Origin of the sequence: Rhodococcus sp. BP-316 (genome assembly GCF_019836105.1) — a bacterium.
Classification (GTDB): Bacteria; Actinomycetota; Actinomycetes; order Mycobacteriales; family Mycobacteriaceae; genus Rhodococcoides.
In genome coordinates, this window is the sequence record NZ_JABUEE010000001.1 from 503,045 (window position 1) to 517,998 (window position 14,954).

The window sequence follows — 14,954 nt, forward strand, 5'->3', positions numbered from 1 at the left end:
TTATCGGCTTTCGTCGTCTGTGTCGTCGTCTTCGTCACCGGAGACGGGCTCCTCCGGCGGGTTCAGCGGATCGAAGCGTCCGGGCGTGACGCCGCCCGCCATCTCGAGCTCCGCAGGATTGGGCTTCTTGAACTCCACCTGCACGGTGGCCGACGTGACCGCGTCGAGCGGCACGGTGCGCAGCGTCGGACCGGTGCGCGAGCGGAGAACGAGATCCAGTTCGGTCGTACCGCCCTCCGAGGTCCTGAGCTCCCCGACGCGGGCGTCGATCGTCTCGTCCCCGAGCATGACAATGACCATCCGGCCGCGAGCACGACGCCAGTGGCGAGGCTCGGTCAGGGGTCGGTCGACACCGGGCGTGGTCACCTCGAGGTTGTACGCGGTGTCCCCGAATTCGGTTGCCGCGTCCAGGATGTCGGAGATCTCGTGGCTCAGCCGAGCGAGCGCGTCGAGCTCGAATCCGGAATCCCGATCGACGATCACCTTGACGACGCTGTGAGCACCGGCCTTCGACACGGTGACGTCCTCGAGATCGAGATCGCCGTCGGTGAACCCCGGGCCCGCCACGTGTGCGGAGAGGAGTGCGACGACCCTCTCCCTGGATGGAACCGGCATCGCTCGACCACTCCTCGCTGAAGTTGTACAGCTCGCCACCGGCGAACTGGGAAGGGACCACGATACCGCGACCGGGGCGCGTCTCCCGACACGCTGCGTCGTCGCGCCGAGAGTGCTCGTGTCCGGCGCGGGGACGGTGTCCGTGTCTGGCACGATGACCGGGTGCCACCGACAGTTCCGCACCGACCGGTCTTCCTGCACGGCCGCAGTCTCCCGACGCTCTCGCGGCGCACGATGTTGCGCGGTGCGGCGGCAGTGGTCGCAGGCACGACGATCCTCGCCTCGACGGTCGCGTGCTCGGACGGTACGCAGGACGACGAGGCGGCGCAGCCCGATCCGCTCGCGGCTCATGCCGCCCGGGCCCGCCGCGACGCGGCCGCCGCGACGGCGGCGATCGCGCAGAACCCGGCGGCGGTCGACACTCTCACCGTGATCGCCGATCAGCGGACCGCCCACGCCGACGCACTCGACACCGAGATCGCACGTCTCACTCCCCCGCCCACGGTGTCCGGGACCGCCACTGCGGCGACCGGCACTGCCGAGCCGGTGTCGGCTCCGGCTCTCATCGACTTGTCCACGGCGCTGTCGGACGCGGGCCGCAGCGCAGCCGACGACGCGCGTGCGCTGTCCGGTTACCGAGCGGGCCTGCTCGGGTCGATCAGTGCCGCGTGCACGCTGGCGTCCGCGGCGGTGGCCGGATGAGTGATCTCGGCCCGGAGCAGCAGGCCCTCGTGGACGCGCTGAACGTGGAGTTCGCCGCCGTCTTCGCGTACGGCGTCATCGCGGCGTTCTCGAACCCCACCCGCGATCCGATGGTCGCGCAGTACGCCGCCGACCACCGAGCGCGGCGCGACGGCACCATCGACGCCCTGACCGCGGCCAGCGTCACCGCACCGGAGCCCGCGGCCGGGTACACGGTGCCGTTCCCGGTGACCGACGCGGTGGCGGCGGCACGGCTCGCGGCGCAGGTCGAGGACGACGCCGCAGTCGCCTGGCGGTCGGTCGTCGAACGGGCCCAGTCCGGGCACACCCGCGACATCGGCATCGTCGCCCTCACGGACTCAGCTCGGCGCGCCTCGGCGTGGAAGGCGATCCTCGGCATCTTCCCGTCGACGGTGGCCTTTCCCGGCACTCCGGCGACCTGACCCCTCCGCCGGTCGGGACCTCGACTCAGGGTTGATCGGTCACGGCGGCGACGATCACCGCGGTGCCCGCGGTCCACGACGCCGCGGCGAGCCGTGGGTGACCGTCGACCATGTCCTGCACCGCTGTCCACGTCGCCCCGTCGGCGTCACCGGTGACCACCACGGCGGTCCCGGGTCGACCGAGCACCAGCGCCCACTCGAGGTACTGCACGGCCTCGGCCGCACCGGCCCGCGAGACGTCGGCGGACACCACACCGAAGGTCGTGTCGTCGTCCGTGCGGAGCTGCGGCAACGATCCGGCGGGTTCGCCGGCGACGATCTCCACCCGGCCTCGTGCCGCCTCCGTGTCGGCCTGGACGGCCGCGACACTCTCGTCCGCGGCGAGCACCACGACGGAGCCGCGCTCGCCGACCGCGTCGGCCGCGAGAGCGGCCGAGCGTCCGTGTATCGGCGCGATCAGCAGGACTCGGCGAGCGTCGACGAGCCGGGTCAGGACCGCAGGGAGAGACTCGCTCGACGACGAGGTGCTCACACGGGTCGCCCGACTGCGCGCAGGACCTCCCGGCCCGCCGACTCGGCCGGAACGTCGCGAGCCTCACCGGTGAAGCGATCCTTCAGCTCGACGGTGCCGTCCGCCCAGCCGCGACCGAGGACGACGACGAGCGGCACACCGATGAGCTCGGAATCCTTGAACTTCACACCGGGAGACACCTTGGGACGGTCGTCCAGGACGACCTCGAGTCCGTGTGCGTCGAGTTCGACGGCGAGCGCCTCGGCACCCTCGCGCGCGCCCACGTCCTTGTTGGCGATGACGATGTGCACGTCGGCGGGTGCGACGGACGCGGGCCACCGCAGACCCTTGTCGTCGTGCATCTGCTCGGCGATGACAGCCACCAGGCGGGACACGCCGACGCCGTACGAGCCCTGGAGCAGGCGGGTGGGCTTGCCGTTCTCGCCGAGGACGTCGACCGCGAAGGCGTCGGTGTACTTGGTACCGAGCTGGAAGATGTGGCCGATCTCGATGCCGCGAGCGGACACCAGTGCGCCGCGGCCGTCCGGAGAGGGATCACCGTCGCGCACCTCGGCGGCCTCGATGGTGCCGTCCGCGACGAAATCGCGGCCCGCGACCAGGTCGACGACGTGCTTGCCCTTCTCGTTCGCCCCGGTGATCCACGCCGTGCCGTCGACGACGCGAGGGTCGACGAGGTAACGCACGCCGTTGTCCTGCAAGGCCTTCGGTCCGATGTAACCCTTGACGAGGAACGGATTGGCGGCGAAGTCCGCGTCGCCCAGCATGACGAACTCGGCGGGGGCGAGGGAGGCCTCGAGGCGCTTCTCGTCCACGTCACGATCACCGGGAACGCCGATGGCGAGCAGTTCCCACTCACCGCCGGGTATACGTGTCTTGAGCAGCACGTTCTTGAGCGTGTCCGCCGCGGTGACCGTGCGGCCGAGATCCGCACCGTTCGCCCAGTCGACGAGCGTCGCGATGGTCGGGGTGTCGCCGGTCTCGTGCACCGTCGGTTGCGGCAGGCCCTCGAGGGGGATCGACGGCGGAGCCGGCGTCGTGACGGCCTCGACGTTCGCGGCGTACCCGGACTCGACACACCGCACGTAGGTGTCCTCGCCGACGACCGATTCCGCGAGGAACTCCTCGGACGCGCTCCCGCCCATCGCACCGGACGTGGCCGCGACGATGACGTAGCTGACACCGAGGCGCTCGAAGATTCGCTGGTACGCCTCGCGGTGGGCCTCGTAAGAGGTCTTCAGACCCGCCTCGTCGAGATCGAACGAGTACGAGTCCTTCATGACGAACTCACGGCCGCGCAGGATGCCGGCCCGCGGACGCTCCTCGTCGCGGTACTTGGTCTGAATCTGGTACAGCGTGACCGGCAGGTCCTTGTAGGAGCTGTACTCCCCCTTGACCGTCAGCGCGAAGAGCTCCTCGTGCGTCGGCCCGAGCAGCATGTCGACGCCCTTGCGATCCTTGAGCCGGAACAGCCCGTCGCCGTACTCGGTCCAGCGGTTGGTCACCTCGTACGGTTCGCGCGGCAGCAGCGCCGGCAGCGAGATCTCCTGGCCACCGATCGCGTTCATCTCCTCGCGCACCACCTGCTCGACGCGGCGCAGCACCCGGAGCCCGAGCGGCAGCCACGAGTACACACCGGGAGCGATGCGGCGGACGTAGCCGGCGCGCACCAGGAGCTTGTGGCTCGGTACCTCGGCATCGGCGGGATCGTCGCGGAGCGTGCGCAGGAACAGGTGGGACAGACGGGTGATCACAGGCGCACAGCCTAGTCCGTGGGTGTGTCGGTACCGTTCCTGCCGTGCTCGTTCTTCTGCCACCGTCCGAAACCAAGTCCGCGGGCGGCCGCGGTGATCCGCTCGATCTCGACCGGCTGTGGCTTCCGCAGCTCACCGACGTCCGATCGACGCTGGTGAACGCTCTCGTGTCCCTCGCCGACGATCCCGCGGCCTCCCGCACGGCCCTGGGACTCTCGCCGAAGCAGGACGACGAGATCGAGCGCAATGCGGCCCTGACGGTCTCGGCGACGAGACCGGCTCTCGAGCGCTACACCGGAGTGTTGTTCGACGCGTTGGACGCGGCATCGTTCACCCGGGCGCAGAAGGCCAAGGCTCGGCAGCGCCTCGCGATCGGGTCCGCCCTCTTCGGTGCGGTGCGAGCGGACGATCCGGTTCCGGCGTACCGGCTCTCGGGCGGGTCCGCACTGCCCGGGCTCCCCACGCTCCGCGCCCTGTGGAAGCCGGTGCTGCCCGCGGCGGTCACCGCCGCGGCCGACGGTCTCGTCGTCGATCTGCGCTCGGGAATCTACCGCGACCTGGGCCCCATACCCGGCGCGGTCACCGCCACCGTGCTCACCGAGCAACCCGACGGATCCCGCACCGTCGTCAGCCATTTCAACAAGCATCACAAGGGACTGCTGGCACGGGCGCTGACCGTCACTCGCGCGGAACCCACGAGCGCACGGGCCGTCGCCGCGGTCGCCGTCCGTGCAGGACTCCGAGCCGAGGTCGCATCGCCGACCGAGGTGATCGTGCTGACCGAATGAACCCGGTCCCGGAACTGCTGCAGCGCGGCGCCGATGCCGCCGTCGGTCGCACCGCCTCGCAACGCGTGGTGGACGACGTCGCGGACCAGTTGGTCGCCTGCACCGACGCGGATCCCCTCGCTCAGGGGTCCGTCACGCTCCTGTCCACGATCACGGCGCTGTACGAGGAGGGGTGGCAACCGCTCGACCTGCTGCACGTCGTCCGCCGCCACTGCACCGCCGAGGTCACCGGACTCGCCGCGGCGGCCCTCCTGCACGAGGCCGAACTCTCCGACGCCACCTCACGCGCGCCCGAGAGCTGGGTGCGCCAGGTCGAGGCGATCCGGGCGCTGCGCCCGGACGTCGAGTCGCCTGTCGACGCGTCTCCGAGTCTGCTCGCCGCGCGTCTGCGCCTCGGCGGTGCGTCCGACTACATCGCCGTCAGTGACCAGTGGATCGCCGTGCTCACGCTGCTCGGGCGGTGGCAGAGCCTGCCCCGACTCACCCGGATCGGTGCGCTGCCGTCGCAGTGGCCGTCGGCCCGGACCGCACGCCTGCTGCCGCCCGACACCGTCGTCGGGTCCGGCATGCTCGGACGCATCAGGGGGCTTCTCGCCAAGGCGGACTCGACCGAGTTCGAGGAGGAGGCCGATGCGTTCACCGCGAAGGCGCAGGAACTGATGACGAAGTACTCCGTCGACACCCTCGTGCTCGCCGAGGGCCGGACCGACGTCGTGAGCAGGCGTGTGCACGTCGACAATCCGCACGCGGATGCGCGTGCACAGTTGCTGCACGTGGTGGCGACGGTCAACCGCACCCGGGTGGTCTGGGACACCGATCACGCCCTCGCGACGGTGGTGGGTGCACCCGTCGACGTGGAGCAGACCGAGATGCTCTTCACCTCCCTCTCGGTGCAGGCGGCGCGCGCTCTGGCTCGCGCTCCCCGACCGGCTCGGCGGAAGAAGGCGGCATCCGGGTTCGACACCGCGTTCCTGTGGGCCTACGCCGTGCGGCTGGGTGAACGCCTCGCCGAGTCGGACGCGCTGGCCCTCGAGGAGGCGAGTCGACGGTCCGGCGATCTGCTGCCGATGCTGGCGACGCAGACGGTGGCCGTCGAGGCCGAGGTCGAGCGACTGTTCCCGGCCACCCGGTCGGTCCGTGGACCCCGGCTGGACCTCGCGGGATGGGAGTCCGGGCGGGCGGCGGCGAACGAGGCGGACCTGCCCGCCGACCGTCAGCGGTGAGCCGCGTCCTGGGCTGCCTTGGCCTGGGCGACGTCGGCCGCGCTGTAGCGGATGAACAACGCCGAGACGGCGGCGACCGCAGCGAGAACGGCGCAGCCGAGAAGAGCGAACGTGTAGCCCTCTCCCAACGCGACGATCTCCGGCCGGGTCATGTCGACGGCCGAGCCCGTCCGACCGCCCAGTGAGAGCGTCTTCGACGCCGCCATCGCGCTGACCACAGCGAGGCCGAGTGGGCCACCCAGGTTCTGCGCGACGAGCGAGATGGCGGTGAGGGGCCCGATGTTCTTCTGGTCGACGTTGGCGATCGCGCAGAGCGGGAGGGCGATGACCGCCAGTCCGACGCCGAAACCGATGCCGCCGATGGGGAGGAACAGGTTCTTCCAGTACGTCGACTCCACCGTGATGGTCGACGCGAAGATCAGGTACCCGACGGTGAGGACCGCGCCGGTCGCGATGATCCAGCGCGGTGCGACCCGCGGCGCCAGCCACGACGACGCGACGGCGGCGAGCGCCATGCCGCCACCGAACGGGATGAACGAGATGCCGGCGCGCAGCGGGCTGTAGTCCAACACGTCCTGGACGAACACCGCGACGATCACGGTCATCGCGAACAGGGCGCCGCCGGAGAAGAAGATGGCGACGAAGGTGGCGACTCGGTCCCGGTCGCGGAAGAGTTCGAAGGGCAGCAGTGGGTTCCTGGCGCGCCGCTCGACGGTGAGGAACGCGAGCAGCAGGAACAGACCGACGACGATCGCGGTGAGGGTGACGACGTCCGTCCAGCCTCGTTCCGGACCCTCGACGATGCCGAACACGACACCGGTGGATCCGAGCGTCGCGAGGATCGCCCCCGGCACGTCGAGGGGTGCCCGTTCGCCGGCCGTCTCGGTGAGCGCGCGCCATCCCAGGGCCAGGATCGCGAGACCGATCGGCACGTTGATGAGGAAGATCCACCGCCACGAGACCTCGGTGAGCGCCCCGCCGATGATGAGACCTGAGAAGGAGCCGACACCGGTCATGGCCGCGTAGATGGCGATGGCCTGATTGCGGACGGGCCCCGGCGCGAACGTGGTGGCCACCAGTGCGAACGCCGTGGGCGACGCGACCGCGGCGCCGGCGCCCTGGATCACGCGGGCCAGCACCAGCATCGCCTCGTTCTGCGCGAGTCCGCAGGCCGCGGACGCCACCGTGAACAGCGCGACTCCGACGAGGAACATGCGCTTGCGTCCGAAGGCGTCGCCCATGCGCCCGCCGAGGAGCATGAGCCCGCCGAAGGCCAGGACGTACGACGAGACCACCCAGTTGCGACCGGCATCGCTGAGGCCGAGTTCGGCCTGCAGCGGAGCGAGCGCGAGGTTCACCACGGTGCCGTCGAGCACGGCCATCAACTGCATGCCGCTGAGCGCGATGATCGCGAGTCCGAAGGCCCGCTCGGTCACGGGATAGGTCATCGGCCGGGTCACGAGGCTGCGCCGATCACGGCCGCGGCGGCGAATCCCGCCACCGGTCCGATGACGATGATGGCCGGGGGGCGCACGTTCTCCGCACGCACCCGCTCGGCGACGGTGGTCAGATCTGCCCGCACCACCCGCTGCGACCGCGTCGTGCCCTCCTGGACCACCACGACCGGCGTGTCCGCGGGGCGCCCGTTCTCGACGAGCACGTCCGCGAAGGCTCCGATGCGCTCGACCGCCATGAGCAGCACGATCGTGCCGCGCAGCCGGCCCAGGGACGGCCAGTCGATCAGGGAGTCCGGGTGATCCGGGCGCAGATGACCGCTGACGACGACGAACTCGTGCGTGACGCCACGATGGGTGACCGGGATACCGGCGGCGGACGGCACCGAGATGGCGCTGGTGATGCCGGGAACGACGGTGACGGGAATGCCCGCTGCGGTGCACGCCTCGAGTTCCTCGTATCCGCGGCCGAAGACGTAGGGATCGCCGCCCTTGAGTCGGACCACGAACCGGCCGGCGCGGGCATGCGTGACCAACGCGTCGTTGATGGCCTCCTGTGCCATGAACCGGCCGTACGGGATCTTCGACGCGTCGATCACCTCGACGTGCGGTCCCAGTTCGGCCAGCAGCTCGGGCGGCGCGAGACGGTCGGCCACCACCACGTCGGCACGCGCCAGCAGGCGGCGTCCCCGCACGGTGATGAGGTCCGGGTCTCCCGGTCCACCGCCCACGAGTGCGACCCCCGCGATCGACTTCTCCGGTGCGTCCGCGATGGCCCCGGACTGCAGCCCGTCCAGCACGGCGTTGCGCACGGCGGCGGACCGGCGATGCTCTCCGCTGGCGAGCACGCCGACGGTCAGACCGTCGTACTCCGCGCTGGCAGGCGTGACCGCCGTGCCGTCTCTCGCCACGTCCGCGCGCACGCAGAAGATCCGGGAGCGCGCCGCTTCCGCGACGATGGCCGCGTTGGTCTCGGCCTCGTCGGTGCAGGCGATGGCGTACCAGGCCTCGTGCAGATCGCCGTCGCGATAGTCGCGCAGCTCCAGCTCGATCTGACCGAAGCTCGCCATGCCCTCGACGGCCGGGGTGGCCTCGCGGGTGATGACGACGACCTTCGCGCCGCACGACACCAGCAGCGGGAGCCGCCGCTGCGCGACACTGCCCCCACCGACGACGACCACGCGACGACCGGCCAGATCGAGCCCTGCGAGGTAGGGAGAATCGGTCGCGTCCACGTCGGAAGACCCTACCTGTCGTGGCACGGGCACGATCAGCGCTGCCGCACCCCGGACGGCGTGAGGTCGTAGCGAGCCGTGGTGCTGAGCGTCTGACGCCCGTTCACCACCGCGGCGTGGTTCACTTCGAGACGCAGCGCCTGCGAGTCCGTTGTCAACGACATCACCCCGTTGTCGAACCAGGGACCCGCCTCCGTGCTCCACTCCGCGTGCACGGGTTCCGCCTTGGCTCCGCGCGCCAGGCGCGCAAGCATCCTCGCCACCGGGCGACGGATCGCCAGGCGGTTGACCGCCCGGATCGGCAGGTTCAGTGGATTACGGAACGGCGACATCGTCAGCTGGTACAGAGACGTCGACGTCGACACGCGGGTCTCCGCCTTCGCGACGTAGGAGCAGTGCACGTCACCCGACAACCACACGACCGACTTCGGCGCGTCCGGCCCCACGACCACCTCGTCGACCAGATCCACCATGTCGCCGAACGACTTTCCGAACGCGGCCCAGTGCTCGAGATCGAGCGCGATACGCAGCTTCTCCCCGATCCGACCGAACCGCTTCCCCCACGCGCCCTGCGCCACCGCCTCGTTCCACTGCTCCACCGCGTGCAGCCCCGGAAGCATGAGGAAGGGCAGCGAGGACCCCAGGAGCACGTGCTCCTTTCCCGATTTCAGCGTGTGCTCGCGCACCCATGCCCACTCGACGTCGTCGACCATGGCCCTGCGCTCGGGCGACAGGTCACGCGAACACCGGCTGTCGATCATCACCAGACGCGTGTTGCCGATGTCGCGGTGATAGCTCCAGCGCGCCGAGGACGGTTCCGCGTCCGCCTTCAGGGCGAACTCGGCGAGCACCGTCTCACGCTCGGAGTCGCTCGCGGCGGATCGCACGGCCGCGTACATCGCGTCGTCCTCGAGTTCGCGCGGGGACAGGTTGCCCAGGTGTTGGTAGACCCAGTACGAGGAGAAGGCGCCGATCACGCGGTCCTCCCACCAGGACGCCTGTGTCACCTCCGCGCGCCAGTCCGCGGAGGAGTTCCAGTCGTCCCGCAGATCGTGGTCGTCGAGGATCATGCACGTCGGGACCGTGGCCATCAGTTGGCGGACGCGGTCGTCGCCCCACGACTCCTGGTAGAGCCAGGTGTACTCCTCGAAGTCGCAGATCTCGTCCTCGACCTCCTCCGAGCGGGCGCCGGCAGCACGTTCGCCGGCCTCGCGCCGGGCGTGCAGGCGCTCGACGATCTCGGGCGACGGATCGTCCGCGTAGACCTGATCGCCGAGGAAGACCAGGAGATCCGGCCAGGTGTCGGGCTCCTCGCTCGCGACGCGGTCGGCGAGCCCGACCAGCGCGTCGGCACCGATGCGCGTCAGCGCCTCGTCGCTGTAGGTGTCACCCCGCCGACAGGATCCGAAAGCGACGGTGACGGGCTCGTCGTCGCACATCGTGTGCACGACGGCCCGGCGGTCGGGAGTGGGCCACACCTGCTCGCCGTCGATCGCGACGGTGTAGTCGACGAGGGAGTTCTGCGGCAGATCCTCGACGGCGACGAGGGCGTAGTGGTGCCCGTGGAGACCCCACGTGCGCTCGTCCACCGAGGCGCCCGAGGACGTGGTGACCGTGACGGTGCAGGAGTGCGACGTCTCCACCCAGAAGGTCGCGCGATCGGTACTGACGTAGCGGACGAACGGCCCCAGGATCAGTCTCTGGTCGATGTCGGTCATTCGATCCAGATTGCCACCAATGCCCGATTTCCGCGCCGTTCACCGGCAACCTGTCGGAAAAGTCTCCCGACGACATGTCCGGGAAAAGCCGCCACGGGGCACGTAGATGTCCCAATTGACGTGTGCGACAGGGGATGTTTACGTTGTTTGGATGACTGTGCGGATGTATTCGGTCGACGATGTCGCCGACATGCTGGGGCTGCACGTGCGCACCGTCCGCGGCTACGTGCGGTCCGGGCGCCTTCCCGCCGTCCGCATCGGCAAGCAGTACCGCATCTCCGGCGAGGACCTCGAGACGTTCACCGGGCAGGCCGCCTCCACACTGCGCACCGAGCATCGCGTCGAGGTCACCTCGATCGTCGACATCGACACCGTCGACCGCGAGACCGCGGATCGGCTGACCGCACTGCTCGCCAGAGCCACCGGGGACGCGCGACCCGACAGTGAACCGTTGCGCGTCAACACCGCCTACGACGCGCAACGCGACCGGCTCAAGGTCGTCGTCCTCGGCGCCCCGCGGGAGGTGTCACGGCTCCTGGACTACCTGGAGGGACTGCTCGCGGCGTGATCGGTGGACGGCCGGCAGGCCGCCACGAACCGAGCGAATCCCCGGGCCGTCGCCACCGGATGGGTGTGCAGATACGACGCGTGCACCCGTCCGCCGGCGCCGACGGATCCCTCCTGCACGGTGCTGCCGTCGCGCCGCCAGGCCCACGCGGGTTCGAACGATCCCGCCCGGACGACGTGGGTGCGGTGGAATTCGTGGCCGGTGATGCGCTGGCCGACGTCGAACATCACCGACCCCGTCAGCGCCACCGCGTCTCGATAGCCGAGGGTGAGCCTCGACCCGAACTCGACGTCGAGGTCGAGCACTGCCGCCATGCGGTGCCCGTCCAGCGAGGTGGCCAGGTACAGGAGGCCCGCACACTCACCGTGCACCGGCCACCCGGCGTCGGCGAGAGCCCGGATGTCGTGCAGCAGTGGCTCGTTGGCGGCCAGCTCGGCGGCGTGGAGCTCGGGGAAGCCGCCGGGGACGACCAGGCCGGTGGCACCCTCGGGCAACCGGTCGTGGCGCGGATCGAACACCGCCACGTCCGCTCCCGCGGCACGCAGCACCTCCGGTTGCTCGGCGTAGCCGAACGTGAACGCCGGGCCACCGGCGACGGCGACCACCGGACGCGGACCCTCGATCCGCACCCCCACCGCAGCGTCCGGACTCCACGGCTCCGCCGTCGGAACCTGCGCCGTCGCCGCGATGCGAGCGAGAGCGTCGACGTCGACATGGCGCGACACCAGCTCGGTCATCGCCGCGACGGCGTCGACCGCGGCGGAGCCGTGCTCGGCTGCGGTCACCAGGCCGAGGTGACGCGACGGCACCTCGAGCGCGCCGGCGCGAGGCACCGACCCGATCACGGGAACGCCGACCCGGTCGCAGGCCTGTCGCAGCACCGCCTCGTGTCGCTCACTGCCGACCCGGTTCAGGATCACCCCGGCGACGCGGACCGAGGGGTCGTACGTCGAGAACCCGTGGACCAGCGCGCCGATGCTCTGGCTGTGCCCTCGCGAATCCACCACCAGGATCACCGGCGCACCGATCGCGGCGGCGACCGCGGCCGTGGACCCCTCCGCAGCGGGTCCGGTGGCGTGGGGGTCGATGCGACCGTCGAAGAGACCCATGACGCCCTCGACGACCGCGATGTCGCACCCGCTCGCACCCCAGCGCAGCGCGGGCACCATCGCGTCGCGGCCCGTCATGACGGCGTCGAGGTTGCGACCGGGCCGTCCTGCGGCGACGCCGTGGTACCCGGGATCGATGTAGTCCGGGCCGACCTTGAACGGAGCGACCCGCCTGCCGGCGGCGCGCAGTGCGCCCATGATGCCGGTGGCGATGGTGGTCTTTCCGCTGCCGGACGAGGGGGCCGCGATGACGACGGCGGGCAGATCGTTCACCATTCGATGCCGCGCTGACCCTTGCGACCCGCGTCCATGGGGTGCTTGGTCTTCGACATCTCGGTGACCAGATCGGCGGCGTCGAGCAGCGCGGTGGGTGCGTTGCGGCCCGTGATGACGACGTGCTGGTTGCCGGGCCGGTCGGTGAGGGTGCGCACCACGTCGTCGACGTCGATCCACCCCCAGTGCAGCGGATAGGTGAACTCGTCGAGGACGTAGAAGCGGTGCCGTTCGTCCCGGATGCGCGCCGCGATCTCCGCCCACCCTTCGCGTGCGTCCTCGGCATGGTCGACCTCGTCGCCGCGCTTGCGCGACCAGGACCATCCCGAGCCCATCTTGTGCCACTCCACGGCGCCGCCGACGCCGGTCTCGTCGTGCAGATCACCGAGGGTGCGGAACACCGACTCCTCGCCGACCTTCCACTTGGCGCTCTTGACGAATTGGAAGACCGCGACGTCGAAGCCCTGGTTCCAGGCGCGCATCGCCATGCCGAACGCGGCGGTGGACTTCCCCTTTCCGGGGCCCGTGTGGACGGCGAGGATGGGGAGGTTGCGACGCTGCCTGGTGGTCAGGCCGTCGTCGGGAACGGTGCCGGGTGCCGGAACTCCCTGTGGCATGAACGATCTCCTCAGGCTGCGGCCCGGACGACGCCGGCCACGCTCGCCGACGACAGTTCGGGCAGTGAGATGTAGGTTCCGCGCAGGGCGGTCGCGAGGTCACGGGCGAGTCCGAGGCGAACCATGCCGGACTCGCAGTCGACGACCACGGAGGCCACCTTGTCCGCGGCCAGCAGTGCGGCGGCGTGACGGGCTCGTCCCACCGGATCGGGTCCACCGGTGGCTCGGCCGTCGGTCAGGGTGACGACGAGGGCACGACGCCCCGGCTCCCGGACCCGCTCACGTGCGACGACGTCGCGTGTCGTCAGGAAGCCCGACGCGAGCGGCGTTCTGCCACCGGTGCGTACGTCGCGGAGTCGGGTGACGGCGACGTCCACCGACCGGGTCGGCGGGAGGATCACCTCCGCGTCGCTGCCCCGCACCGAGACGACGGCGACGCGGTCGCGGCGTCGGTAGGCGTCGCGCAGCAACGACACGACGGCACCGGTGACCGCAGACAGGCGGTCGCGCGCCGCCATCGAGCCGGAGGCGTCGACGACGAAGACGATCAGATTGCCTTCGCGCCCTTCGCGATCGACGCCGCGCAGGTCACCGCCCGCGATGGACAACCGGCCGGACTCGGCCGCTCCCCTGCGCTCCGCGGCACGCATCAGAGTGCCGACGAGATGGAGTGAGCCGCCAGTGAAGTCGGTCGCACGCACGACACGACCCGAGGACACCCGCGCGCGTGAGCGACGACCGGGTGCGCCGTCGCCGACACCGTCGATCTGCAGGAGCCGGGCATCGAAGCCGTCCCCGGACGCGGCGGTTCCGGAGCTGCCACCGGTCGACGGCCGCGGAGACGGTTCGTCGGCCGACGGTGCATCGTCGGAGCTCGACTGTTCGGGAGCACCGTCCTCGGCAGCGGGATCGGGTGCGCCTCCGCCGTCGTCCGGGTCGGGATCGGGATCGGTGTCCGGTTCCGAACGTCGCACGTCCTCGTCCGCCTGCGACATCGCATCGTCAAGCTCGCCGTCCGCGAGTCCGGGAGCATCGAACGGATCGCGCCGACGCCGATGGGGCAACGCCAGTTCGACGGCGACGCGCACGTCGTCCTCGGTCACCGTGGTGCCGCCCCGCCACGCGGCGTGAGCGGTCGCGGTGCGCGCGACGACGAGGTCACCGCGCATCCCGTCGACGTCGAAGGCCGCACACACGGCCGCGATACGACGCAGTTCCGAGTCGGGCAGCTCGACGTCGGCGACACGGTCCCGCGCACCGGCGATGCGGGCCGCGATCTCCGCGTCGGCGTCGGCATGCGCCTCGGCGAACGCGACGGCGTCGCGTTCGTAGTCGAGTCGGCGACGGACGACCGTCATCCGCGTGTCGACATCGCGCGAGGCGGAGACGTCCACGGCGAGACCGAAGCGATCGAGCAGCTGCGGGCGCAGCTCCCCCTCCTCGGGGTTCATGGTGCCGACGAGCACGAAGGTCGACGGGTAGGAGTGCGAGATGCCGTCCCGCTCCACGTGTACCCGGCCCATGGCTGCCGCATCGAGCAGCAGATCGACGAGATGATCGTGGAGAAGATTGACCTCGTCGACGTACAGAAGGCCACGGTCCGCGGCCGCGAGCAGGCCGGGGGTGAAGGCGCGTTCGCCGTCGCGGACGATGCGCTCGAAGTCGATGGACCCGACGACGCGGTCCTCGGTCGCACCGACGGGCAGTTCGACGAGCCGAGCGGGCCGGGTGCCCGCCGAGTCCGTGACGGGAGGCATCAGCGCCGTCAGCGCACGCACGGCGGTCGATTTCGCCGTGCCCTTCTCACCGCGTACGAGCACGCCGCCGATGCCGGGGTGAACGGCACAGAGTGAGAGCGCCAACAGCAGTCGGTCCTGACCGACGATGGCAGAGAACGGATATCCGGGATTCACGCGTGTGGTCCTG

The 14,954-nt window shown here is 70.6% G+C and carries 14 protein-coding genes; 5 read left to right on the plus strand and 9 right to left on the minus strand.

The window, feature by feature from the left end:
• Window positions 1-615: a ribosome maturation factor RimP gene (gene rimP / locus HQ312_RS02315; RefSeq protein WP_222637685.1), complete on the minus strand. Its 615-nt coding sequence runs from the start codon at window positions 613-615 to the stop codon at window positions 1-3.
• Window positions 616-777: 162 nt separating this feature from the next.
• On the opposite strand from rimP, the gene HQ312_RS02320 reads away from it, so the two are divergent.
• On the plus strand, window positions 778-1,317 hold the full coding sequence (locus HQ312_RS02320) for a hypothetical protein (protein ID WP_308123765.1): 540 nt from the start codon (window positions 778-780) through the stop codon (window positions 1,315-1,317).
• The gene (locus HQ312_RS02325; RefSeq protein ID WP_027505072.1) at window positions 1,314-1,760 is read left to right on the plus strand and encodes a ferritin-like domain-containing protein; all 447 of its coding nucleotides are present in this window, start codon (window positions 1,314-1,316) and stop codon (window positions 1,758-1,760) included. The genes HQ312_RS02320 and HQ312_RS02325 overlap by 4 nt, the downstream gene beginning before the upstream one ends.
• 25 nt (window positions 1,761-1,785) lie before the next feature.
• On the opposite strand, the gene HQ312_RS02330 is transcribed toward HQ312_RS02325, so the two are convergent.
• A complete protein-coding gene (locus HQ312_RS02330) occupies window positions 1,786-2,292 on the minus strand; it encodes a hypothetical protein (protein WP_222637686.1) in 507 nt (168 codons plus the stop codon).
• Window positions 2,289-4,043 (minus strand): proline--tRNA ligase, encoded by a 1,755-nt coding sequence (locus HQ312_RS02335; protein ID WP_222637687.1) that lies wholly within the window; start codon window positions 4,041-4,043, stop codon window positions 2,289-2,291. The genes HQ312_RS02330 and HQ312_RS02335 overlap by 4 nt, the downstream gene beginning before the upstream one ends.
• Before the next feature lie 44 nt (window positions 4,044-4,087).
• On the opposite strand from HQ312_RS02335, the gene yaaA reads away from it, so the two are divergent.
• Together yaaA and HQ312_RS02345 are read left to right on the plus strand one after the other, a co-directional pair.
• The gene (gene yaaA / locus HQ312_RS02340; protein ID WP_056445002.1) at window positions 4,088-4,831 is read left to right on the plus strand and encodes a peroxide stress protein YaaA; all 744 of its coding nucleotides are present in this window, start codon (window positions 4,088-4,090) and stop codon (window positions 4,829-4,831) included.
• Complete coding sequence (locus HQ312_RS02345) at window positions 4,828-6,054, plus strand: DUF2786 domain-containing protein (protein ID WP_222637688.1); 1,227 nt, start codon at window positions 4,828-4,830, stop codon at window positions 6,052-6,054. The genes yaaA and HQ312_RS02345 overlap by 4 nt, the downstream gene beginning before the upstream one ends.
• Here HQ312_RS02345 and HQ312_RS02350 read toward each other — a convergent pair.
• The 3 genes from HQ312_RS02350 to HQ312_RS02360 are packed head-to-tail and all read right to left on the minus strand — an operon-like array spanning window position 6,045 to window position 10,461.
• Window positions 6,045-7,502: an MFS transporter gene (locus HQ312_RS02350; protein WP_222637689.1), complete on the minus strand. Its 1,458-nt coding sequence runs from the start codon at window positions 7,500-7,502 to the stop codon at window positions 6,045-6,047. The two genes, HQ312_RS02345 and HQ312_RS02350, sit on opposite strands and share 10 nt — an antisense overlap.
• 8 nt (window positions 7,503-7,510) lie before the next feature.
• A complete protein-coding gene (gene cobA, locus HQ312_RS02355; protein WP_222637690.1) occupies window positions 7,511-8,743 on the minus strand; it encodes a uroporphyrinogen-III C-methyltransferase in 1,233 nt (410 codons plus the stop codon).
• 35 nt (window positions 8,744-8,778) lie between these two features.
• Window positions 8,779-10,461 carry an alkaline phosphatase D family protein gene (locus HQ312_RS02360; RefSeq protein WP_222637691.1) on the minus strand — a complete coding sequence of 561 codons (1,683 nt, stop codon included), beginning with the start codon at window positions 10,459-10,461 and terminating at the stop codon, window positions 8,779-8,781.
• Window positions 10,462-10,612: 151 nt separating this feature from the next.
• Here HQ312_RS02360 and HQ312_RS02365 point away from each other — a divergent pair, with 151 nt between their 5' ends.
• A complete protein-coding gene (locus HQ312_RS02365) occupies window positions 10,613-11,029 on the plus strand; it encodes a helix-turn-helix domain-containing protein (RefSeq protein ID WP_027505065.1) in 417 nt (138 codons plus the stop codon).
• On the opposite strand, the gene HQ312_RS02370 is transcribed toward HQ312_RS02365, so the two are convergent.
• Genes HQ312_RS02370 through HQ312_RS02380 form a run of 3 tightly spaced genes read right to left on the minus strand, consistent with a single transcriptional unit; the run spans window position 11,002 to window position 14,941 of the window.
• Window positions 11,002-12,414 (minus strand): cobyrinate a,c-diamide synthase, encoded by a 1,413-nt coding sequence (locus tag HQ312_RS02370; protein WP_222637692.1) that lies wholly within the window; start codon window positions 12,412-12,414, stop codon window positions 11,002-11,004. The two genes, HQ312_RS02365 and HQ312_RS02370, sit on opposite strands and share 28 nt — an antisense overlap.
• Window positions 12,408-13,028 carry a cob(I)yrinic acid a,c-diamide adenosyltransferase gene (gene cobO, locus HQ312_RS02375; protein WP_222637693.1) on the minus strand — a complete coding sequence of 207 codons (621 nt, stop codon included), beginning with the start codon at window positions 13,026-13,028 and terminating at the stop codon, window positions 12,408-12,410. The genes HQ312_RS02370 and cobO overlap by 7 nt, the downstream gene beginning before the upstream one ends.
• 11 nt (window positions 13,029-13,039) lie before the next feature.
• Window positions 13,040-14,941 (minus strand): VWA domain-containing protein, encoded by a 1,902-nt coding sequence (locus HQ312_RS02380; protein WP_222637694.1) that lies wholly within the window; start codon window positions 14,939-14,941, stop codon window positions 13,040-13,042.
• Between the last annotated feature and the right edge of the window lie 13 nt (window positions 14,942-14,954).

Excerpts from the sequence above, each read along its gene's own strand:
- rimP (WP_222637685.1), bottom strand. The coding sequence starts at position 615 with ATGCCGGTTCCATCCAGGGAGAGGGTCGTCGCACTCCTCTCCGCACAC.
- HQ312_RS02325 (WP_027505072.1), top strand. The coding sequence starts at position 1,314 with ATGAGTGATCTCGGCCCGGAGCAGCAGGCCCTCGTGGACGCGCTGAAC.
- HQ312_RS02345 (WP_222637688.1), top strand. The coding sequence starts at position 4,828 with ATGAACCCGGTCCCGGAACTGCTGCAGCGCGGCGCCGATGCCGCCGTC.
- HQ312_RS02350 (WP_222637689.1), bottom strand. The coding sequence starts at position 7,502 with ATGACCTATCCCGTGACCGAGCGGGCCTTCGGACTCGCGATCATCGCG.
- HQ312_RS02360 (WP_222637691.1), bottom strand. The coding sequence starts at position 10,461 with ATGACCGACATCGACCAGAGACTGATCCTGGGGCCGTTCGTCCGCTAC.
- HQ312_RS02365 (WP_027505065.1), top strand. The coding sequence starts at position 10,613 with ATGACTGTGCGGATGTATTCGGTCGACGATGTCGCCGACATGCTGGGG.
- HQ312_RS02370 (WP_222637692.1), bottom strand. The coding sequence starts at position 12,414 with ATGGTGAACGATCTGCCCGCCGTCGTCATCGCGGCCCCCTCGTCCGGC.
- cobO (WP_222637693.1), bottom strand. The coding sequence starts at position 13,028 with ATGCCACAGGGAGTTCCGGCACCCGGCACCGTTCCCGACGACGGCCTG.